Origin of the sequence: Bradyrhizobium sp. CCBAU 53415 (genome assembly GCF_028128735.1) — a bacterium.
Lineage (GTDB): Bacteria > Pseudomonadota > Alphaproteobacteria > Rhizobiales > Xanthobacteraceae > Bradyrhizobium.
In genome coordinates this window covers 1,207,474-1,228,970 of the sequence record NZ_LBJF01000001.1, presented here as the reverse complement: position 1 = coordinate 1,228,970, position 21,497 = coordinate 1,207,474, and the positions used below count along the sequence as shown (strand labels likewise).

Annotated in this window: 21 protein-coding genes; 9 read left to right on the top strand and 12 right to left on the bottom strand. The window is 64.6% G+C overall.

What is annotated here, in order from left to right:
- Nucleotides 1-32 precede the first annotated feature (32 nt).
- Nucleotides 33-560, bottom strand: a complete 528-nt coding sequence (locus tag XH87_RS05740) for a cupin domain-containing protein (RefSeq protein WP_271586476.1) — start codon at nt 558-560, stop codon at nt 33-35.
- A gap of 214 nt (nt 561-774) precedes the next feature.
- Here XH87_RS05740 and XH87_RS05735 point away from each other — a divergent pair, with 214 nt between their 5' ends.
- A complete protein-coding gene (locus XH87_RS05735) occupies nt 775-2,904 on the top strand; it encodes an O-linked N-acetylglucosamine transferase, SPINDLY family protein (protein ID WP_271586475.1) in 2,130 nt (709 codons plus the stop codon).
- Nucleotides 2,905-2,912: 8 nt separating this feature from the next.
- On the opposite strand, the gene XH87_RS05730 is transcribed toward XH87_RS05735, so the two are convergent.
- Nucleotides 2,913-3,200, bottom strand: a complete 288-nt coding sequence (locus tag XH87_RS05730) for an usg protein (RefSeq protein WP_028177340.1) — start codon at nt 3,198-3,200, stop codon at nt 2,913-2,915.
- Between the two features lie 380 nt (nt 3,201-3,580).
- Between XH87_RS05730 and XH87_RS05725 the strand changes: the two genes are divergently transcribed.
- The gene (locus XH87_RS05725) at nt 3,581-3,895 is read left to right on the top strand and encodes a co-chaperone GroES (RefSeq protein WP_025037205.1); all 315 of its coding nucleotides are present in this window, start codon (nt 3,581-3,583) and stop codon (nt 3,893-3,895) included.
- Between the two features lie 45 nt (nt 3,896-3,940).
- Nucleotides 3,941-5,581 (top strand): chaperonin GroEL, encoded by a 1,641-nt coding sequence (gene groL / locus XH87_RS05720; protein WP_128965592.1) that lies wholly within the window; start codon nt 3,941-3,943, stop codon nt 5,579-5,581.
- A 169-nt stretch (nt 5,582-5,750) separates the two neighbouring features.
- Here groL and lepB read toward each other — a convergent pair whose 3' ends face one another.
- A complete protein-coding gene (gene lepB, locus XH87_RS05715) occupies nt 5,751-6,497 on the bottom strand; it encodes a signal peptidase I (protein ID WP_271586474.1) in 747 nt (248 codons plus the stop codon).
- Nucleotides 6,498-6,600: 103 nt separating this feature from the next.
- Nucleotides 6,601-7,440, bottom strand: coding sequence for a LysR family transcriptional regulator (locus XH87_RS05710; RefSeq protein ID WP_271586473.1), 840 nt, complete (start codon nt 7,438-7,440; stop codon nt 6,601-6,603).
- 132 nt (nt 7,441-7,572) lie between these two features.
- Here XH87_RS05710 and XH87_RS05705 point away from each other — a divergent pair, with 132 nt between their 5' ends.
- Nucleotides 7,573-8,166: a cysteine hydrolase family protein gene (locus tag XH87_RS05705; protein WP_271586472.1), complete on the top strand. Its 594-nt coding sequence runs from the start codon at nt 7,573-7,575 to the stop codon at nt 8,164-8,166.
- Between the two features lie 11 nt (nt 8,167-8,177).
- Complete coding sequence (locus XH87_RS05700) at nt 8,178-8,807, top strand: glutathione binding-like protein (RefSeq protein WP_271586471.1); 630 nt, start codon at nt 8,178-8,180, stop codon at nt 8,805-8,807.
- A 7-nt stretch (nt 8,808-8,814) separates the two neighbouring features.
- Here the strand turns inward: XH87_RS05700 and XH87_RS05695 are convergent, their stop codons facing one another.
- On the bottom strand, nt 8,815-9,915 hold the full coding sequence (locus XH87_RS05695; RefSeq protein ID WP_271586586.1) for a DUF2778 domain-containing protein: 1,101 nt from the start codon (nt 9,913-9,915) through the stop codon (nt 8,815-8,817).
- Between the two features lie 623 nt (nt 9,916-10,538).
- Between XH87_RS05695 and XH87_RS05690 the strand changes: the two genes are divergently transcribed.
- The gene (locus tag XH87_RS05690) at nt 10,539-11,063 is read left to right on the top strand and encodes a FecR domain-containing protein (protein WP_271586470.1); all 525 of its coding nucleotides are present in this window, start codon (nt 10,539-10,541) and stop codon (nt 11,061-11,063) included.
- Between the two features lie 61 nt (nt 11,064-11,124).
- Nucleotides 11,125-13,014 carry a CHASE2 domain-containing protein gene (locus XH87_RS05685; RefSeq protein WP_271586469.1) on the top strand — a complete coding sequence of 630 codons (1,890 nt, stop codon included), beginning with the start codon at nt 11,125-11,127 and terminating at the stop codon, nt 13,012-13,014.
- 287 nt (nt 13,015-13,301) lie between these two features.
- Here the strand turns inward: XH87_RS05685 and XH87_RS05680 are convergent, their stop codons facing one another.
- The 4 genes from XH87_RS05680 to XH87_RS05665 form a co-directional block, all read right to left on the bottom strand.
- Nucleotides 13,302-14,804 (bottom strand): glycosyltransferase family 39 protein, encoded by a 1,503-nt coding sequence (locus tag XH87_RS05680; protein ID WP_271586468.1) that lies wholly within the window; start codon nt 14,802-14,804, stop codon nt 13,302-13,304.
- 6 nt (nt 14,805-14,810) lie between these two features.
- Nucleotides 14,811-15,944: a glycosyltransferase family 2 protein gene (locus tag XH87_RS05675; RefSeq protein ID WP_271586467.1), complete on the bottom strand. Its 1,134-nt coding sequence runs from the start codon at nt 15,942-15,944 to the stop codon at nt 14,811-14,813.
- Between the two features lie 243 nt (nt 15,945-16,187).
- A complete protein-coding gene (locus XH87_RS05670; RefSeq protein WP_271586466.1) occupies nt 16,188-16,391 on the bottom strand; it encodes a hypothetical protein in 204 nt (67 codons plus the stop codon).
- Between the two features lie 139 nt (nt 16,392-16,530).
- Nucleotides 16,531-16,911, bottom strand: coding sequence for a hypothetical protein (locus tag XH87_RS05665; protein ID WP_271586465.1), 381 nt, complete (start codon nt 16,909-16,911; stop codon nt 16,531-16,533).
- A gap of 117 nt (nt 16,912-17,028) precedes the next feature.
- On the opposite strand from XH87_RS05665, the gene XH87_RS05660 reads away from it, so the two are divergent.
- Together XH87_RS05660 and XH87_RS05655 are read left to right on the top strand one after the other, a co-directional pair.
- Nucleotides 17,029-17,850 carry a DUF72 domain-containing protein gene (locus tag XH87_RS05660; RefSeq protein ID WP_271586464.1) on the top strand — a complete coding sequence of 274 codons (822 nt, stop codon included), beginning with the start codon at nt 17,029-17,031 and terminating at the stop codon, nt 17,848-17,850.
- Between the two features lie 7 nt (nt 17,851-17,857).
- Nucleotides 17,858-18,319 carry a DUF488 domain-containing protein gene (locus XH87_RS05655; RefSeq protein ID WP_158669735.1) on the top strand — a complete coding sequence of 154 codons (462 nt, stop codon included), beginning with the start codon at nt 17,858-17,860 and terminating at the stop codon, nt 18,317-18,319.
- Between the two features lie 61 nt (nt 18,320-18,380).
- Here XH87_RS05655 and XH87_RS05650 read toward each other — a convergent pair whose 3' ends face one another.
- The 3 genes from XH87_RS05650 to XH87_RS05640 all read right to left on the bottom strand — a co-directional run bounded on the left by XH87_RS05650 (nt 18,381) and on the right by XH87_RS05640 (nt 21,468).
- Nucleotides 18,381-19,295, bottom strand: coding sequence for a PhzF family phenazine biosynthesis protein (locus tag XH87_RS05650; protein WP_271586463.1), 915 nt, complete (start codon nt 19,293-19,295; stop codon nt 18,381-18,383).
- A gap of 120 nt (nt 19,296-19,415) precedes the next feature.
- Entirely contained in the window at nt 19,416-20,234 is an 819-nt protein-coding gene (locus XH87_RS05645; protein WP_271586462.1) for an amidohydrolase family protein, read from the bottom strand.
- Entirely contained in the window at nt 20,227-21,468 is a 1,242-nt protein-coding gene (locus XH87_RS05640; protein ID WP_271586461.1) for an MFS transporter, read from the bottom strand. The genes XH87_RS05645 and XH87_RS05640 overlap by 8 nt, the downstream gene beginning before the upstream one ends.
- Nucleotides 21,469-21,497: the final 29 nt, after the last annotated feature.

The window sequence follows — 21,497 nt, the reverse complement described above, 5'->3', positions numbered from 1 at the left end:
AAAAGCTCCTCGCAATGACGACGGAGAGAACCCTACGCCTTCAACTCCACCGTCTTGAACTCCGCCGGCAAAATCACTTCCAGCAGTTCCACGTCGTCCGAATAATCCAGAATCATGTGCTTGATCTTCGGCGGCTGGGTCCAGGCGCTGCCTTGCTTCATCAAGGTCTCGCCCTGCCCGTCCATATAGGTCTTCACCCAGCCCTTGAGCACGTAGACCATCTGGAATTCGACGTCGTGATAGTGGAGCTTGGAAACCTCGGCCGGATTGCAGGGGCCTTGCAATCGGATCACATGCGCCTGCGCGAGGCCATGGGTCGCCTCGGCGATGCCGAGATCGCGGTACTTGGCATAGGCACGCAGGCCGTCGGCCTTGAAGTCTTCCTCGCGGTGATGGCTGATGGCGATGCGCTGCTTCGGCCGCACGGACTTCTTCGGAGCGACGGTGGGCGCCTTCGCCTTCACCGCCTTGCGCGCTGAGGATCGTGCCGCAGCCTTCACGCCGCTCCGCTTCTTCACCGCGGTCTTCGTTGCCGGTCTTGATGCCTTTTGCTTGGCCATTGTCTGCCTCCCTGATCTGAGCCGCGCCCTCCGGACGAGCCCGAAGGCAGACTATCCAGTCTTGGACGAGGCAGCAATTGCGGAGCTTGGGGCCAACTACTCGATGCCCCGATCGGTCGTAGCTTGCCCCAGGCTGTCGTGGCGAACGGTCATCGTCTCGTATTGGTTTTCGCGCTGAAATAATCTCACCGCGAGATTCTGGGGGAATTGATTCATGAGCAGCAGCGTCGGTCAGCGTGCATTTCAGAATGCCCGGCTTCAGAAGCGGCAAAAAGCCGAAGTGCTGCCATTGCTCGGGCGCGCACTGCAGCTGCACAAGAAGGCACTACTCTCCGAGGCCCGGGCTGCCTATCGCCAACTCCTGCAGATCGCGCCCAACCAGTTCATCGCACTGCATATGTTCGGAGTTCTGGAGTCTGATGCCAAAAACTATCAGCAAGCCGAAACTCTACTGAGCCGGGCGGTTGCCGTGGATCCGCGATCTGCCGAGGCTCATATGAGCCTGGGTGTCGCGCTGAATGGGCTAAAACGCCACGCCGAGGCCCGCGAGAGCTATCGAAAGGCCCTCGCCTTGCGACCCAGCTACGCCCTGGCCCTGTCCAATCTCGGCAATGCGAGCGCGGCCCTTGATCTGCACCAGGAAGCGCTCGAGAGCTACGACAGGGCGCTCGTAATCGACGGAAACCTTGCCGAAGCCCACAACGGCCGGGGTGGGGTACTCTGCCGACTGCGCAACTATGATGAGGCTCTCGCAAGCCTCGACCGCGCGCTCTCGATCAAGCCTGACTATGCCGCGGCGCTGGCAAACCGCGCCGTTGCCTTGCGGGAGCTTCAGCGATTTGACGAAGCCATGGCGGATTGCAATCGGGCAATCGCGCTGGCGCCCGACGACGTGAATGGGTGGCTCTGGCGCGCCAATGTCCTGCTCCAGACACGGCAAATTGCCCAGGCAATGGCCGATTGCGAGAGGGCTCTCGCGATCGCTCCCGATTCCGCGCAAGCTCATCTGGTGCTCGGCCTTTGTCTCGCCGGACTTGGCCGGGTCGACGAAGCGCTCGCCAGCTTCGACCGGGCCCTCGGCATCCAGCCTGACCTCCAGAGCGCGATCTCCAGCAAGATATTCACGCTCGACTTCGTGGCGGACGCCAGCGTTGAACAGCATCAGCTGGCGCGGCAGGTATGGTGGGAGCGGATCGGGGCAAAAATCGCGTCAGAAGCTGCGGCACCGCATGACAACAGCCGAGACCCGGATCGCCGTCTCGTGCTTGGCTATGTCTCCTCGGATTTCAACGCGCATTCGGCCGCGTTCATTTTCAAGCCGGTCCTGCAACACCATGACCGGGCGCGGTTCGAGATCGTGTGCTACTCGTGTTCGTCAAAAATGGATGCGACGACCAGCGAATTTCAAGGGATCGCCGATCGCTGGCGCGACGCCTCGCAATGGACCGACGATCGCCTCGCCGCTCAGATCCGCGCCGATCGCGTCGACATCCTGATCGACCTGTCCGGCCACACCAGAGGAAACCGCCTCGGCGTGTTTGCGCGCAAGCCGGCACCGATCCAGGTCCATGGCTGGGGCCACGGCACCGGCACCGGACTGCCAACGATCGATTATCTGTTCTCGGACCCGGTCGCTATCCCTGTCGCGGTGCGGCACTTGTTTGCGGAGACCGTTGTCGACCTGCCGTGCTTTGTGACGCTGGCGCCGCTGCCGGCCGGGATTGCGCGGGCGGAGGCGCCGGCTCTCTCGAACGGCTTCGTCACGTTCGGCGTCTTCAACCGCATCAGCAAGATTTCGGACGAGGCGGTTGAAGCCTGGTCCAGGATTCTCGAGCGGGTGCCGGGTTCACGACTTCTGGTCAAGGATTTTGCGCTGGACGATCAACTGGTCCGCGACGGTCTGCTGGCTCGGTTTGCAGCTTGCCGGTTGGCGGCCGAACGCGTCGATCTGGTCGGCGCCACCTCGCGAGACGAACATCTGGCATCGTTCAATCGCGTCGATGTTTGCCTCGATACGTTCCCGCAGAATGGCGGCGTCAGCACTTGGGAAGCCTTGCAGATGGGCGTGCCGGTGGTCGCGAAGCTCGGCAATAGCCTGCCCGGCCGTGCGGCCGGCTCCATCCTTGCGGCGCTTGGCCTGCCGGACTGGGTCGCGGAAAGTGATGAGGCGTATATCGAAATCGCGGCTGGCCATGCGGCGCAGATCGGCGACCTCGGTCGATTGCGCCGAGGACTGCCCGGACAGATCAACGCTGCGACCGCCGGCAACCCTGTCTCATATGCGCGAGCGGTGGACGATGCCTATCGCGCGATGTGGACACGCTATTGCAAGGACGGCGTCTGATCTCCGCCTCAATGCAGCCGGAACACGCCATCCACGGCGCGCAGCTCGGCCGGCTTGATCAGCTTGGAGTGCGCGACGGTGACCGAATGGAGGGGGCCATCGAGCTTCTCCTGCCAGAACGCCAGGAAATCCTTCAGCGCCGGAAATTTCGGAAACATGTCGTAGTTCTGCCAGACGTAGGTCTGGAGTAGCGAGGGATGATCCGGCATCCGATAGAGAATTTGCGCCGTCGTCAGTCCGTAGCCCAGCATCTGTTTCCGGAAATCCTCGGAAACGCCCCCACTCCGCAGTCCCATGCCAAACCTCCTTTGCAGGAGCGCATTCAAGGGGCGGCCTGATCGGTGTGCGCCTTACGAGCCACCCGGTACTGATGCGCTCACATGAGAGAAATGTGACGCAAACTGATAATCCATCTCAAGCCCAAAAGTTTAACAAGCTGTTGAAATTCAATGCGTTAGCAGCAGACATGACTCCGTGCTAATACGGTTTCGGGCGCGGGTTAACGATGGACATGAGATTCTGGCAGTCCGCGCTTCCGGGTGCTGATTTTTCTGCTAGAAGCCCTTGCCCCCGCAAAAATCCTGTCCTATCTCTGCCTCGCTCGTGCTAGCACTCGCGGGCAACGACTGCTAACAATCCAAAATCCTCAACACGTGCAATTGCTTAGGAGGACTGCATGAAATTCCGTCCGCTTCACGACCGCGTCGTGGTCAAGCGCATCGACGCAGAAGAGAAGACCGCTGGCGGCATCATCATTCCCGACACTGCCAAGGAAAAGCCCTCCCAGGGCGAAGTCGTCGCCGTTGGCCCGGGTGGCCGCGACGAGGCCGGCAAGCTGATCCCGATCGACCTGAAGGTCGGCGACCGCGTGCTGTTCGGCAAGTGGTCCGGCACCGAGGTCAAGATCGACGGCCAGGACCTGCTGATCATGAAGGAGAGCGACGTGATGGGCGTTCTCGAAGTCAGCGAGTCCAAGAAGAAGGCGGCCTAAGAGCCTCCTCTCCCTCCCCAGTCAAACACCTCAAGGAAAATCCAGATGGCAGCCAAAGAAGTCAAATTCTCGGTTGAAGCGCGCGACAAGATGCTGCGCGGCGTCGACGTTCTCGCCAACGCGGTGAAGGTCACGCTCGGTCCGAAGGGCCGCAACGTCGTGCTCGACAAGTCGTTCGGCGCTCCCCGCATCACCAAGGACGGCGTCACCGTCGCCAAGGAGATCGAGCTCGACGACAAGTTCGAGAACATGGGCGCCCAGATGGTGCGCGAAGTCGCCTCCAAGTCCGCTGACGCGGCCGGCGACGGCACCACCACCGCAACCGTGCTCGCCCAGGCGATCGTGAAGGAAGGCGCCAAGTCGGTCGCCGCCGGCATGAACCCGATGGACCTCAAGCGCGGTATCGATCTCGCGGTCGAAGCCGTCGTTGCGGACCTGCAGAAGAACTCCAAGAAGGTCACCTCGAACGACGAGATCGCCCAGGTCGGCACCATCTCGGCCAACGGCGACCAGGAGATCGGCAAGTTCCTCTCCGACGCCATGAAGAAGGTCGGCAACGAGGGTGTCATCACCGTCGAGGAAGCCAAGTCGCTCGAGACCGAGCTCGACGTCGTCGAGGGCATGCAGTTCGACCGCGGCTACATCTCGCCCTACTTCGTCACCAACGCCGACAAGATGCGCGTTGAGATGGACGACGCCTACATCCTCATCAACGAGAAGAAGCTCTCCTCGCTGAACGAACTGCTGCCGCTGCTCGAGGCCGTGGTGCAGACCGGCAAGCCGCTGGTCATCGTCGCCGAGGACGTCGAAGGCGAGGCCCTCGCGACCCTCGTCGTGAACCGCCTCCGTGGCGGCCTGAAGGTCGCGGCCGTCAAGGCTCCGGGCTTCGGCGATCGCCGCAAGGCCATGCTGCAGGACATCGCGATCCTGACCGGCGGCCAGGCGATCTCGGAAGATCTCGGCATCAAGCTCGAGAACGTCACGCTCAACATGCTCGGTCGCGCCAAGAAGGTGATGATCGACAAGGAGAACACCACGATCGTCAACGGCGCCGGCAAGAAGGCCGACATCGAGGCGCGCGTGGCCCAGATCAAGGCGCAGATCGAGGAGACCACCTCGGACTACGACCGTGAGAAGCTCCAGGAGCGTCTGGCCAAGCTCGCGGGCGGCGTCGCGGTGATCCGCGTCGGCGGCGCGACCGAGGTCGAGGTGAAGGAGCGCAAGGATCGCGTTGATGACGCGATGCATGCGACCCGCGCGGCTGTCGAGGAAGGCATCGTCCCGGGCGGCGGCGTCGCCCTGCTCCGTGCCTCCGAGCAGCTCAAGGGCCTGCGCACCAAGAACGACGACCAGAAGACCGGCGTCGAGATCGTGCGCAAGGCGCTGTCGGCTCCCGCTCGCCAGATCGCGATCAACGCCGGTGAAGACGGCTCGGTGATCGTCGGCAAGATCCTGGAGAACAAGACCTACAATTACGGCTTCGACTCCCAGACCGGCGAATATGCCGACCTCGTCAAGAAGGGCATCATCGACCCGACCAAGGTGGTCCGCACCGCGATCCAGAACGCAGCCTCGGTGGCCGCGCTCCTGATCACCACGGAAGCCATGGTCGCCGAACTGCCCAAGAAGGGCGGCGCCGGCCCCGCGATGCCCCCCGGCGGCGGCATGGGCGGCATGGACTTCTAAGGCGACGAAGTCGTCCCGGACGCGGTGCAGGCGCAGCGGTGCACCGCAGATCCGGGATCTCGCTCCACAACTACGAAACCCCGGCAGTGATGCCGGGGTTTTTGTTTGAACTCCGTCATCCGGCGCGCCTTTGGCGCGCGCCCGGAATGACGAGACGGGGGACTGCTCCCTACTGCACTTTCCCCATCCGCTCAGGGCGCAGTTCGCCCCTGGAGTCCAGCGACCAGTAGATCCGCGTCACCTTTCCGACCAGATTGTCCAGGGGGATGAAGCCCATCGCCGACTGGAAGCGACTGTCGGTCGAGTTGTCGCGATTGTCGCCCATCGCGAAGAAATGGCCTGGCGGCACGGTGAAAACAGCGGTGTTGTCGACATAGCCGCGGTCGACGCAGTCGTAGGTGACATAGCTCGCGCCGTTCGGCATCGTCTCGCGCCAGCGTTTGGCTCTCGCGCCCGGTTCGGCTCCGCAGGCGGAGCCCGCGGGCAACGCCGTCAGAGCGACGCGCGTCACCGGCTTGTCATTGAGAAACAGCTGCCCTTCCCGCATCTGGATGCGGTCGCCGGGCAGGCCAACGAGGCGCTTCACATAAACGTCCGACGGGTCCTTCGGCGTCGCGAACACGACGATATCGCCATAGGCGGGATCGGCGGCGCCGAAACGGCCAGAGATGAAGGACGGCGCATAAGGGAACGAATAGCGGCCCCAGCCATAGGCATATTTGGCGGCCAGGACGTTGTCGCCGACCATCAACGTCGGGATCATCGAGCCTGAAGAGATATTGAACGGCTGAAACAGGAAGGTGCGAAACAGGAACAACGGCGACCACAGCACCGGGATCATCAGGATCAGGATGACGATCGCCTTCCATTCCCGCGATCGCGCGGAGGGACGGATGGTCTGCTCGAGCGTGGTCATGAATCTGCCCTGATCAAGATGGTGGTTGCGAGCTTACGCAACCTGCACGCGCGCGCAACCCATGACTTGGTCGCGCGCGCCGCGGATCGCGTTCACGTGACGATCAGCGGTTCGAGAGATCCCTGAAGCAGGACCGCACCCAGTCGATCGTCACGCGCGTCGCCGGATCGCGCTTGAGATGGTTCTGCACCAAGAGCCAGACATCGCGCCGCTTTGGCAGCAAAGTGGCGCGCAGGCTGCGATCCGACAGCAATGTTCTACAACTATGCTCGGGCAGCACGCCGACGGCCTGATGCGACTGGATCATGGTCCTGACGATGCGGACATTATCGGTGATGCAGCGCACGTTGGTCAGACGCTTGGCGCGGAGGAATTGCTGCTCGGGGATCGCGTCGAGCTCGTCGGGATAGACGCAGGCCACAGGCTCACCGCCGCCGCGGTCCGCGGGCTCGAAGAAATACAGCCTGACCTCGCCGAGCTTGGAGATGGTGAAGTCGCCCTTCTCCGGCTTGCGGAGGCGAATGGCGAGATCGGCCTGCCAGCGCGAGAACTTGACGTTGCCGCTGGAGGTGAGGAATTGCAGCGTCAGCCCCGGGTGATCGCGCAGGAAGCTGCTCGCATGCGGCGCCAGCAGCTCTTCGGCGACCGCATTGGTCGAGGCGATGCGCAGCCGCCCGACCGGGCCCACCTCGCTCTCCCTGATGCGATCGATCGCGGCGACATGGACGGCCATCGCGCCGACATGCTCGAGCACCGCCTCGCAATGGCGCGTCGGCCGGCGCAGGCCGTCCACCGCCTCGAACAAGGGGACGCCGAGATCGCGCTGGATGCGTGCCAGCCTGCGGCCGACGGTGGTCTCGTCGATGCGCAGCCGCGCGCTGGCGCCGGCATAGGTGCCCTCGTCCCTCACCGCGGCAATGATGCGCAGGTCGTCCCAGTTCATGAGGCTGAGCCTAGCAGGCGGCGGTGCCTTCCTGCAAATTTGCAGCCATATGCCGCAATATTCCGGCACAATGGCAGGCTCCGGCTGCGCTAGTGTCGGCTCATCCGACATTCCCCAGAAGGCCGCACCAGCATGACCGCTCCAAAGACCCTGCTCGAACTCGCCGGCGCCGATCTCAATCCGCCGAAGCTCAACGAGGCCTGCCTCGTGCTGATCGACATCCAGAACGAATACTGCGCCGGTCCGCTGGCCCTGCCCGATGCACAGCCAGCGATCGCGGCGGCTGCGCGCCTGCTCGCGCGCGCGCGGGAGAGCGGCGCTGCGATCATCCACGTCGCGCACAGGGGCCGCGCCGGCGGCCTGTTCGACCGCGAGGCCGCGCGCGGCGCGATCGTCGAGCGCCTGACGCCACTCGCCAGCGAGCCCGTGATCGAGAAAGCGCTGCCAAATGCCTTTGCCGGCACCGACCTGCAGGCCCGGCTGGCCGCGACCGGACTCAAGAACATCGTGCTGGCCGGCTTCATGACGCATATGTGCGTGTCTTCGACCGCCCGCGCCGCGCTCGATCTCGGTCTGCGCACGACGATCGCAGCCGACGCCTGCGCCACCCGCGACCTGCCCGATGGCCGCGGCGGCAGGCTGGACGCCCGGACGATCCATCAGGTCGCGCTGGCCGAATTGTCGGACCGCTTCGCGATCATCGCGCAGGTCGAAGCACTGACTTGATGGAGCATGCGATGCTGCAGCTCTATTTCTTTCCGATGGCCTGCTCGCTCTCGAGCCGCATCGCGCTGATGGAGGCCGATATCGAGGCGCAGTATCACCTCGCCCATATCTGGACCAAGAGGATCGTGGACGACGGCAGCGATTTCCGCGACCTGTCGCCGAAGGGCGCGGTGCCGGTCCTGGTGCTGGAGAACGGCGAGCGGCTGACCGAGAGCGCAGCGGTGCTGCAATACATCGCCGATCTGAAGCCGCAGGCGGGCCTCGCGCCCCGCTTCGGCGATCCGGACCGTTATCGGCTGCAGGAATGGCTGAGCTTCATCGGCGCCGAGATCCACAAGGCGTTCCTGTTTCCGACCTTCTGGTACAAGGACGAGGGCTCGCTCGCCAAGCCGCGGGCGCGGATCGCGCAGACATTGTCGGTGCCTGCTACGCACCTTGCGAACCGCGAATTCCTCGTCGGCAACGGCTTCACCGTCGCGGATGCCCATCTTACCTGGGCCTTGCTGCTGCTGAGTCCCGCAGGAATAGACATCGCGCAATGGCCGTCCTTGTCGACCTATCTCGAGCGCATGCAGGCGCGGCCCGCGGTGAAAGCAGCGATCGTGACCGAGATGGCGCTGCGCAGGGCGATGGCGGCGTGAGGGCTCCTCACTCCACTCGCGCCAGCACCGCGAGCTTGCGGATGCCCTTGTTGCGGTAGGCGTCGAGGAACGCGTAGTAATCCTTGAACGACACGCAGCCGTTGGAATCGCCGTTCGGCCCGAGCATGAAGGTGTGCGCGAGCAGGCCGTCGCGGCCGTAGATCGCGCTCTCGCCGCCGATCGGGGTCAGGCGCAGCGCCGGCACGCCGTGGAACAGCGCCTCGCGCGGCTTCAGCGTGTAGATGTGTGGCGGCGTCACGCCGCGCATGCGGATTTTCGAGGAGCGCGGATCGTCGAGATTGGAGCCGAGGCCCGAATGCGCCTCGAGCTTGGTGCCGTCGGGCAGATACACCGTTCTGGCGGTGATGTCGTAGACCGCGGTGTCGCGCTCATAGGGCGGCGCGCCGCCGAACATCGGATTCTGCTCCTTCGGCGCGATGGACGCGGTCACGCTGGCATCGGCCGAGGCGTAGGCGAGCAGCCCGCCGGACGGCTCGCGCTTGCCCCAGAGCTTTTCGACCATCGACTGGCGCGGACCGGTGATCGACATCACCGCGGCCTTGGCGCGATCGGCGAACGATTTCGGCTTGGCCTCGGGCGCCGGCACGATCTGGGCCGGATCGGCCGAGGCCAGCTGCATCTGGGCATCCGGCGCACGCTTGGCCTTGTCGGCCGCCTTGTCAGTGGTCCTGTCAGCAACCCTGGCTGCCGTCTTCAGCGCTTCCGCGGCCTTCGCGATCACGCTCTGCTTCGGGGCGTCCTTCGAAGATTCCCTGGCCGCCGCAACCTGGGGCGCGGGCGCGGCGCTCGCCGCATTCGATGGCACGCCCTCCGTCCCAGCCGCGGCAAAGCGCTCGTTGAACATCTCGCGCGAGATCGGAGCTGCGACCTGGAGCCGGTCGGGCAGCAGCGCGAAGGTTTCCCTGATGGCCGCGCCGGCCTCGCGCAGCGCCATTTTGGGCGCACGCTTGATCACCGGCTCGTCGTAGCCGATGCCGCCGACGGTCGGATAGACGCTCGCGCCAAAAACGTTGCTGTAGATGGTCCAGCCGGCGCCCATCACGACGCAGCCGATCGCCGCGGCGCCCAGCCAATTTGTCGTGGTTATTTTCCGGGAAGGCTTCCGAAGAGAATTCTTGCCAGGATTTTCGGACTTCCGTGCCGCGTTACTTTGCGCAGCGATACTCGTACTCATTCGCCTTGCGTCCAGGACGGTGTCACTCAGTCCCCCTTGAAAGTGCCGCTGGTCACGATCCGGGAACAGCATCTCGCAGAGGGCCGGAGCGTCATTAAGGCGACTTTTAGTTAAATGCAGATTAAGTTCGGGCGGATGTGGGGCAACGCGTTAACGCTGTCCCGTTTCGAGAAAAAAGCCCGAAGAACTACGGACTTAGTCGCATTTGTTAACCATGTTTCTAGACCAGCTGGCGTCAGTTCTTCGACGCTTGCGGCCGTACCCACGAGACATTCAACAACGTCATTTTCGTGGTCGCCAAACTGGCCCTGACCGTAGCGCGGAACCGTTGCGCGAGGCTGGTGGGCTCGGCGTCCGGCCGGCCCTGCGTCCCACACGGGGCACGGCGCCGTGACCGAAAGTTGATCAGGTCGGTTCTGGAAATCGCCGCCACGAGAAAGTAGCTCCTACATCGGCACTTTTCAGCAGCCTCTGCGCGTGATACGGTACCGTATCGATTGCCCTGAACTGTGCCGTGCACGTAAACGGAGGCTGGCATGAGAGGGATCGCGCGCGCAGGTTTTTTCGCCCTGGCGGGGTCGTTTCTATTGATTGGATCTGCCACTGCACAGCCTGCGGCCAATGCGGGCTGCACCGCATCGCCGTCGGCTGCCGGGACGCAGACCTGGCGGTGTGACAACGGCGTCACCATCGTTGCGGAAAACGGCGCCAAGTTTGAACTTAAGGACGCCAACCGCGACGGACATATAGACTCCGCGGAGTTGAGCAGCAAAGCGCTGCTGATCGAGGTGCCCAGGAGGCGCGGCGGCAATCCCTTCAAGGTGTTGACGCCGCAAGCGATTGCCGCGGTGCGCGGCACGAAATGGGCGGTCGATGTCGCTGACATCAAGACCTCCGTATTCGTCGCCGACGGCCGGGTCGGCGTGACCCGGAGGGCTCGTGGACGCGGCGTCGTGCTTGGGCCCGGCGAAGGCGTCGATGTCGAGCCGACCGGCCCGTTGACCGTCAAGACATGGGGCCAGCCGCGCGTCGACGCCCTCATGGCAAGACTCGGACAATAAGACCGGGTCAACAAGGCTCGACCTATGAGATTTGGACAATAGAAGATTGCAGGACGACCGCATGCGCAGCCGACGCATTCAGATCCTGGTGGCGCTCGTCCTCACCGCGCTGTGGGGCGCCGGCATCTTTGCCGCGCACGCCAACGGCCATCTGCGCTTTCTCGATCGGCTCGAGGCGACGCTGACGGATTGGCGGACGCAGGTCCGCGGCGTGAAGGCTCCGCCCGATCTCGTCACCATCGTCGCGATCGACGATACCGTGGTGAAACGCGGCGGCAGCTATCCGCTGCCGCGCGCCGATCTCGCCCGCGTCGTCGACACCATCGTGCAGTTCAAGCCGAAGGTCGTCGCGATCGATCTCCTGCTCGTTGATCGCAGCGCTGCGATCGGAGACGCCACGCTGGCCAACACGCTCGCCACCGGTCCCATGGTGCTCGCCGCCGCGGCGATCTTCCCCTCCGCCAGCGAAACCGTGGATCCCAGCAGCGAAGGTCCCCTCGCCGTGCTGCCGCAGGCCGAACGTTTCCTGCGGCCATTGCCCGCATTCGCCGATCACGCCGAGGTCGGCGTCGTCAACGTCGCGACGGGGCAGTCGGGCTCGCCGCTATCGGTGCCGATGCTGTTCCGGACGCGCGACAAGGTCGAGCTGTCGTTCCCCTTGCGCGTCGCGGCCCGCGCGCTCGACCAGCCGCTGACGGTCGCGCCGGACCGCCTCATGCTCGGCGATCGCGCGGTGCCGACCGACAGCGATTTGGCATTGCCGATCACCTATTATGGCCCGCGTCGCACGATCCGTACCGTCAGCGCACAGAGCATCTTCGACGGCACGCTCGATCGCGCCGCGATCGAGAACCGGATCGTCGTGATCGGCGCCTCGGTCGCCGGCGGCGGCGATTTCTATCCCACGCCGTTCGATTCCCTGATGCCCGGCGTCGAGGTGGTCTCGACCGCGATCACGCATCTGGTCGCCGGCGACTCCATCGTGCGCGACCGCAGGGTCCGTATTGCCGACGCGCTCACTGCGATCCTGCTGCCGATGCTGCTGGTCGGCCTGCTCGCCTGGCGGCGTAGTGCGCTCGGCATCATGGCGGCAGCCGCGGTGATGACGGCCTGGGCCGGGCTCAACCTGTACGCGTTCACGCACGGCATCTGGCTGAACGCCGCGACCACGCTCGCGGCGGCAGTGCCGCCGGTTGCGGTCTTTGCCGGCGTGCAGCTGTGGGCCGGAGGCCGCCGGACGCAATATTTCGCCGCCAAGAGCAGGTCGCTTGCGCAATTCCAGGCTCCGGCGGTACAGGAATGGCTGGCGCGAGATCCGGACTTCCTGTCGAAGCCCGTCCGGCAGGATGCAGCCGTGGTCTTCGTCGATCTCTCCGGTTTCACCGGTCTGAGCGAGCGGATTGATCCGGACGAACTCAGGGATATTCTGAAGACTTTTCACGCGCTGATCGACAAGACCGCGATCGATTGCGGCGGCATGATCACCGGCTTTCTCGGCGACGGCGCCATGATCCTGTTCGGGCTGCCGCGCGCGATGCCCGACGACGCGGCGCGCGCGCTGAAATGCGCGATCAATCTGCATCGCGGCCTCGAACACTGGATCGCCTCGCTACCGCCGGCAATCGCAGGTCAGCTCGGTTTCAAGATTGGCGCGCATTGCGGCCCGATCGTCGCATCCCGGCTCGGCGAAAGCCATCAGCACATCACAGCGACGGGCGACACCGTCAACGTCGCAAGCCGGCTGATGGAGATTGCCACCCAGAACGATGCGCGGCTCGCGCTGAGCGATATGCTGCTGGACACTGCCGACTTCCGGGGCGCGCCCGACGGCGTCCTCTCTGGCCCCCTGCTCGCGCAGGTCCGCGGCCGCTCCGGCGTCGTGGCAGTCTGGTTCTGGCGCGACCGGGATGGGCCGGCTCAGGCGTCGACCAAGGCCGAGGCTGTCGACTAAATAGCCGCAGCTGCTTGCCGACACTCCGCTGTCGTCCCCGCGAAAGCGGGGATCTACCACAGGGAGAGGTTTGGCGAAGACTAAAGCGCGATGAGATTTGGATGAATCGTCATCGCGCTTTAGGTTGTTGTTTAAGCATGATCTTTTCGGAAAACCGCTGCGCACTTTTCCGGATCATGCTTTAGCACTGACGAGGTTGTTGTCGGTACACGCATCTGCCCTCAAGATAGATCACGCGGTATGGGTCGCTGCGTTCGCAGGAACGACAGTGTGGATATAGTAGGGCCTTACCGCGCTTCCGGCGGCGGCGAGCGGTCGAGCACGTCGCCCCTGGCGCCTTCCAGCAGATCGATGCCGTAGGTCTCGACCACGAGCGGCCCGCGCTTGCGCTGCAATTGCGCAATCTGCGTCACCTGCGCAAAGAGAGCGTCGAGGGCGGGATGGCCTCCTGCGCGCAGCTCGTCGACATAGAGCAGCTTGCCGGCGAGCAGCTTGGAATCTGGCTCGGGCATATTGACCCAGCGGATCCGCTGGGTCTGCTGCGCTACGCAGGTGCCGCGCGGCAGATAGAATGCGAGCCAGCCCGTGGTGCCGTAGTCCTGCGCGAGCACACAGCTCGCGCCATTGCGCGCGCGCACCGTTTCGATCTCGGCGGCGAGCTCGCGCCAGCCGACGCCGACGCTGCGCACCGTGGCATCGCGGCGATATCCCGACAGCCAGCCGGTATTGGCCTGCACGATCAGTGCTGCAAACATCACGATGCCTGTCGGCGCGGCCCAGCGCAGGCAGAAATCGACCAGGCGCCGCTGGCGCGGCTTCCACTGCACGAGGTTGGCGGCGGCGGCCGCGGCGACGACGAAAGGCGGGTAGACCGGCGCGAACCAGTTGGCCTCGACGCGGGCGTGCAGCGAATGCCAGACGAAGTAGGCGACGATGGTCCAGAACATCGTCTCGATCAGCAGGCGCGAGGCCAGCGCGCCGGCCCGGTGCCAAGTCAGCGCGTGCAGGCCCATCGCGCCGAGGATGAAGACAAGCGGGGTCGCGAACGCGATCTGAGTCGGGATCAGCTCGGCGATGAAGACCGGGCGGAAGTCCTCGATTCTCGCGCGGCCGAGCTGCTTTGCGAACGAGACCCATTGATGGTCCGCGTTCCAGAGGATCACCGGCGAGAACAGCGCGAGGGCAACCAGGCCGCCGAGATACGGCCAGGGCGAGAGAAACCAGCGCCTTAGCTTCGGCACGCAAGCGAGCCAGATCAGGATGGCCGGCCCAAAGAACATCGCAGTGTATTTCGACAGCAGCGCTGCGCCGACCGCCGCACCGACCGCGAGCCACCAGGCGCCCCGGCCGGTCTCCAGCACTTTCGCGAGAAAGAAGAGCACGAAGCTCGAGGCGACCAGAAGAGGCGCATCGGGCGTGACGATCAGCGTGCCGACCGAGGCCATCATCGTCACATTGAGCAGGATGGCGCTGGTGGCGGCGACACGCGCGCCGCCGAACAGGATCGCGGCCGAGCGGTAGACCGCATAGCTCATGGGCAGCGCCAATAGAATCGAGACAAGCCGGACGCCGAGCTCGGTGTCTCCGGCGATCATGGTTCCGGCGCGGATCACGTAGGCCACCATCGGCGGGTGGTCGTAGTAGCCGCCCGCCAGATTCTTCGACCACATCCAGTAATAGGCTTCGTCGAAGGTAACAGGCGTGAACGCAGCCGCGACCAGCCGCAGGGCCACCAGCGCGAGAATCAGCAGCGCGGTATTGCGGACGATCCGCGCGTCGGCTCCGCCCATCGCAGGCTATTTCTTGCGCCAGACGAACAGTCCGGACATCGCGTAATTCCACACCACGCCCATCAGCGCGCCGGCCATGCCTGCCAGCCACCAGATCGGCTCCTGGTCGTAGACCGAGAAGGCGACGCCGACATTGGCGAGCAGGCCGACGCTGCACACGATGTAGAAGGCGATCAGGCCGCGCAGCAGCGCAAGACCCTTCAGCCGCTGATCGCGATAGGTGAGGAAGTTGTTGAGGACGAAATTGCTGGTCATGGCGACGATGGCGCCGGCAGCCTGTGCCTCCGCGAACGGCGCCTTGAACAGCTGAAGCGCGACGAACAGCGTGGTCAAATGCACCACGAGGCCGATGCCGCCGACCATCGCAAACAGGATGAAGCGCAGCGAGACGATGTCGTTGCTCAGCTTGGCCAGCACAAGTCCGAGGAAGTCCAGCGCGACCATGGAATCGAGCTTGCTCTCGCCGTGCTGGCGGGCGCCGAAGGTGTAGGGAATCTCGACGGCGCGTAAGCTGCCATGTGCGGTCGCGACGAGGTCGAGCAGGATCTTGAAACCGTGCACGGAGAGCTTTGGCGCGAGCTGCTCGAACCGGTCGCGGCGGATCATGAAGAAGCCGCTCATGGGATCGGCGATCCCGACTCGCAGCATCTTCCTGGCGACCTCGGTCGCGAGCGCACTGGCGCCGGCGCGCTGCTTGTTGAAGCCTTCGCTCTTGTAGCCCTCGATGTAGCGGCTGCCGACCACGAGGTCGGCCTGATCGCTGGCGAGCAGCAACAGCATCTTCGGCAGTTGCGTCTCGTCGTGCTGGAGGTCGGCATCGATCACGGCCACGTAGGGAGCGCTCGAGGCGAGGATGCCCTCGATGCAGGCGCCCGACAGGCCGCGGCGGCCGATGCGGCGGACGCAGCGCACGCGGCTGTCGCGCTGCGCCAGCGCGCGCACGACGTCCCAGGTGCCGTCGGGCGAGTTGTCGTCGACGAACACGACTTCCCAGGCGACGTTGGCGAGCGTCGCCTCCAGCCGCCGGTACAGCACCGTGACGTTATCGCGCTCGTTGAAGGTCGGGACGATGACCGACAGTTCCGGCCCCTCTTGAGCCTGTGGCGGGTTGTCGGCGCCCGGTCTGATCGCTTCATTCATGACGGCAGCGTATATCCGCCGCGTCCTGCGCTGCCAAGCCGGGGTCTCTGGGGAACGGCCGAAAAGGGCCCCTAAAATGCCAACGACCCCGGAACGGCGGACCGCGCGTACATCCGGCGCAGGCCTGAGCTATTCCAAGGTCGTCCCGGCAACGGAGTTCTTCGCTCAACGTCGCCGTTACAAGCCAGATGGGGACGGCAAAAGCGCTTCGCAAGGGGGGTGAAAACCCCAATTTTCCCTGTCTTATTGGTTGGGCACTTCCCGGATTATCGGCCCGCGCGGCGCGGGCGCGGCGGGCGCTTCCGGTGCCCCCGCCGGAGCCGGCTCGACTTTCGCCGGCCTGGGCGGCTTGCCGTACTGGCCGATCGGCCCAAACACTACGGCAACCGCGAGCACGATCGCCGCGACGATCGCCCCCAGAATGCCCCCCACCGACTCAGACGACATGGAAACCCATCCCTGTTCCAGATGCGGCCAGTGATATCATGGATGCGCGCGGCGCCGAAAGGGCCCGGGGCGAATGGCGAGCAGCGAATGAGGGAAGCCTGCCTTCTCGCCCAATTCGCTATTGGCGATTCGTCACTCCCTATCTCGCCGGCGGCCGGTGCTTGACGAAGGCCGTCACGATATCCTTCTGCGCCGCCTCGACCGCCCTGTTCGCGGTGGCGAGATGGGCGCCGGAATCGATGTTCGGATACTGCATGGTGAGATAGTCGAGCAGCGCCACCCGGTAATATTGCCGCTCCGATGGACAGGCGCCCGCAACCGAGCGGCCGAAATCCTGTTCCGACAGACCCCGATTGCTGTCGCGCGAATATTCCCGCGCCAGGCAATGCCAGTAGTCGTCGCGGCCCTGCTGGGCGAGCTTCTGTGCGCCTTTCGCGTCGTCGTCATCCGCCAACGCAGAACATGTCATGGCAGCAGATGTCATCATGACGAGCGCGGCTCCCAGCAAGAGCGTCCGCATCTTGTTCTCCTTCTTCGCCGGTCCTCTTGCGAGCTTAGACGGGGCGGGCCAACTGGCCAATCACATCTGGTTTGACTAGGATGAAGCCCTTCCTTCTCCATCGATGCGAGACATTTCGTGGCCAAAGCAAAAACCGCGTCAAAAAAATCCGGCAACATCTTCATCGGCATCGGCGGCTGGACCTTCGAGCCGTGGCGCGGCGTGTTCTATCCGGAGAAGCTGGCGCAGGCGAAGGAACTGTCCTATGCCGCCTCGAAGCTGACCTCGATCGAGATCAACGGCACCTATTACGGCTCGCAGAAGCCGGAGAGCTTTCGCAAATGGGCGAGCGAAGTTCCTGATGGCTTCGTGTTCTCGGTGAAAGGACCGCGCTTCGCCACCAACCGCCGCGTCTTGGCCGAAGCCGGCGATTCCATCAAGCGGTTCTACGATTCCGGCGTGCTGGAACTGGGCGACCATCTCGGGCCGGTGCTGTGGCAGTTCGCCCCGACCAAGAAATTCGACGGCGCCGATTTTGGAAAATTCCTCGAGCTGTTGCCGCGCAAGCTCGAGGGACGCGCGTTGCGTCATGTCGTGGAGGTCCGCCACGACAGTTTTTGCACGCCGGACTTCATTGCGCTGATCCGCGAGTTCGAGACGCCCGTGGTGTTTGCCGAGCACGGCAAATATCCTGCTATCGCTGATGTCGCCGGCGATTTCGTCTATGCAAGGCTGCAGAAGGGCAATGACGAGATCAAGACCTGCTATCCGCCGAAGCAGCTCGATGCCTGGGCCAAGCGCTTCCAGGACTGGGCTTCGGGCGGTGAACCGGACGACCTGCCGAAGGTTGACGAGACCAAGCCGAAGAAGGAGCCGCGCGACGTATTCGCCTATGTCATCCACGAGGGCAAGGTGCGCGCGCCGGCCGGCGCGATGGAACTGATTGCGCGGGTGAGCTGAGGGCTATATGGCAAAGGCGAAGAAACTCTTCACCATCGGCTATGAGCAGACGCCGCCCAAGGCCGTGCTGGACGAGTTGGAACAAGCCGGCGTCAAGCTCGTGGTCGACGTGCGCGCGGTAACGTCGTCGCGCCGACCGGGCTTTTCCAAGAAGCAGCTGTCGGCGGGCCTCGACGAACGGGGCATCGCCTATGTCCATCTCGCCGGGCTCGGCACGCCGAAGGAGGGCCGCCTCGCCGCGCGCAGCGGCCAGTACGACGCACTGGAGAAGATCTATTCAAAGCACCTGAAAACCCCGCAGGCGCGGGAAGAGATGGACGAACTCTCCGCGCTGGTGAAGAAGGCCGGCCCCGTGTGCCTGCTCTGCTACGAGCGCGACCACACCCACTGCCACCGCCAGATGATCGCGGAGATCATCGAGGAGCGCGACGGGGTGACGGTGAAGAATCTGACGGGGCGGCAGGTGTAGCTGCTGCCGTCATTCCGGGCTCAGCGCTTCGCGCTGCCCCGGAATGACGCGCTGAAAGAGCTCAGCCCTCCCCCTCCAGCCTGAACGTTCCTTCCATCATCCGAACGCAACTCCCGCCGACATGGGCGGAGACGATCTTGCCGTCCTGCTTGCGCACGCGGGTGAGAAGCATGCTCGGACGGCCCATGTCAAAGCCCTGGCCGATGGTGAGCCTCAATTCGCCGTCACGCGTGGGGTCGAGATCGGCGAACAACGCCGCGGCGGCCACCGTCGCACTGCCGGTGGCCGGGTCCTCGATCAGGCCGCTTGCGCCGGGAAAGAACATCCGCGCCTGACGCTCGCAGGGCGCCTCCGCTGCCGGCACATCGCGCGTGTAGAAGTAGACCGAGAAAGCGCCGTCGCGCGGCAGCATCCGGCCAAACGCTGCCGCGTCGGGCTTGGCCCTGCGCACGGCTTCGCGCGATCGCACCTCCGCCACCACGAACGGCGTTCCGACGCCGACGACTTGCGGCGCATGATGATCGGTCTTGATGTCATCCGCCGCCAGGGAAATGCATGCGGCGACGTCGGCTGCGGGTAGCTGCGCAAGCCTCGCCAGCTTCTGTGGCGCGGTGAGTTCGGCGCTGATCACCCTGCCCTGCTCCCGCACGATATCGACCGGGACCAGACCGGCCTTCTCCTCGAACAGCAGCCGCGGCTTCGACTCCTTGGCGATCGTTGCCAGCACGAACGCCGTGCCGACATTGGGATGGCCCGCAAAGGGCAGCTCCCGGACCGGGGTAAAGATGCGCACCTCGGCGTCGTTGGCCTTGTCGCGCGGCGGCAGCACGAAGGTCGTCTCGGAATAGTTGAACTCGGTGGCGATCGACTGCATCTGCCCTGTGGAGAGGCCGCCGGCATCGAGCACCACGGCGAGCTGATTGCCGCCGAAGGCGCGGTCGGTGAACACGTCGACGGTGACGTAGCGGCGCTGCATCGTCTCTTCCTCATGCAAGTCGCGGCCGCGACCGGCCGCTTCGCCGGCACTCTACAAGCCGGCCACGTCGCTCGTCATGCCCCAAAATTCGGAGCAATCGGAGCAATCGCGGGAGAGATTTTAGAAGCGGAAGAGCTGATGCGGCGAGGCCAGCACGCGCGCACGCTCACCTTCGTCGGCGATCAGCATGTCGAGAAACTGGCGGTTCTTCGCGTAGGTCTGTGTTGCCTCGAACTGCGTGTGGGGCCAGTCGCTGCCCCACAGCAGGCGATCGAGTCCATAAGCGTCGCGCAGCAACGCGTAGGCCTGCTTCGCAAAATCTTGACCGGCAGCGCCATGGCGGTACGGCGCCGAGACCTTGACCCAGACGCTTCTCGTCGCGCCGAGCTTCAGTACCGACTGGAAGCCGGGATCGGCGACGCCGAGCTTGAGATCGGGCAGTGCGTAATGATCGAGCACAGTTGTGACGCCGCAATCGAGCAACTGCGGCACAAGCAGCGCGAGGTCGGATGCATTGCGCTGGACCTCCACCTGCCAGCCCATGGATCTCACGTTTCCGAGCAGCGCCTTCCATTCGCCGGCGGCGAGGTCCGGCAAAGGCTGGCCGACGAGATTGAGCCGAATGCCGACGACGCCGGCGCGATCGAGCGCGCGTAACTCTTCCGTAGTCGCCGCGGGATCGACCACGGCGATGCCGCGCAGGCGGCCACTCGCCTGCTTCAGGCACGCGACCAGATAGGAATTGTCGGTGCCAAGAAAGCTCGGCTGCACCAGCACGCCATTGCTCATGCTGCTCCGGTCGAGTTGCTCCAGATAGCGCGCCAGCGGCGCGTCGTAGCTCGGCGCATAGCGCCGGCCCGACGCGAGCTTCAGGCCGCGGTGAAACACGTGGGCGTGGGTATCGATTGTCGGCGGCAATGTCGTCTCGATGTCAGGCACGCTTCGTCGCGGCCTGCTCAAACACCTTGCCGCGCGTCTCCGGCAGCAGCAGCACCGCGATCAGCACCAGCGAATAGGCAAAGGCCGCATCGATGCCGATCGCCGGCCCGAGCCCGATGCGGTCGCTGAGGAAGCCGACCAGAAACGGGAACGCCGCGGAGACGATGCGGCCGAAATTGTAGCAGAAGCCGACGCCGGTGCCGCGCACGCCGGCCGGATAGAGCTCGCTGAACAGTGCCGCCATGCTGGCGGGAATGCCCGCGGAGAAGAAGCCGAGCGGAAAGCCGAGCACCAGCATCTGCCCATTGGTCAGCGGCGCGAAGATGTAGATCAGCACCGTGACGATGCAGGCGCCGGCGAAGAACGCGACATTCGCCCGGCGGCCAATACGATCGCTGACGATGCCGCTGGTCACGCAGCCGCAGAAGAACGCGACGATGATGACGGCGAGATAACCGCTGGAGCCCAGCACCGACAGATGCCGCACTTCGCGCAAGTAAGTCGGCAGGAAGGTGGTGAGCGCGGCATAGCCGCCATGGGCTCCGATGCCGAACAGGCCGCCGATCAGCGTCGAGCGCAGCACGTCGCGATGGAAGATGCCTGAGAGCGTGGCGAAGAACGGCGTCTTCGCGGCCGCGACCGCGCGCGGCGGCTCCTTCAGCCCGCGGCGGATGAAGATGATGAGGAGCGCGGGCAACAGCCCGAGCGCGAACAGCAGCCGCCAACCAATGTCCGCCGGCGCATAGGTAAAGACCAGCGCCGAGAGCAGCACGGCCGCGCCCCAACCCACGGCCCAGGCGCTCTGCACCGAGCCGAGCGCCTTGCCGCGATGCTCGGGGCGGATGATCTCGGCCATCAGCACCGCACCGCAGGCCCATTCCGCGCCGAAGCCGAGGCCCTGGATCGCCTTCAGCACAAGGAGCTGGGTGTAGGTCATCGCGAAGGCACAGGCGAAGGTCGCCAGCGCAAAGGTCGCGACGGTGATCTGGAGCGCCTTGACGCGGCCGAAGCGGTCGCCGAGCGCGCCGCCGAACCAACCGCCGAACGCGCCGAAGAACAGCGTGATCGAGCCGAGCAGCCCGGCATCGGCCTTGCTGATGCCGAAGGCTGCGATCAGCGCCGGGATAGCAAGGCCGAACATCTGGACGTCGAGCGCATCCAGCGCCCACCCGCCAAAGCTTGCCCAAAACGTCCGCCGCTCCAGCGGCGAGCTTTCGCTGTACCAGTTCGACATTTTCCTACCCCTGTACTCGTTTTTGCTTG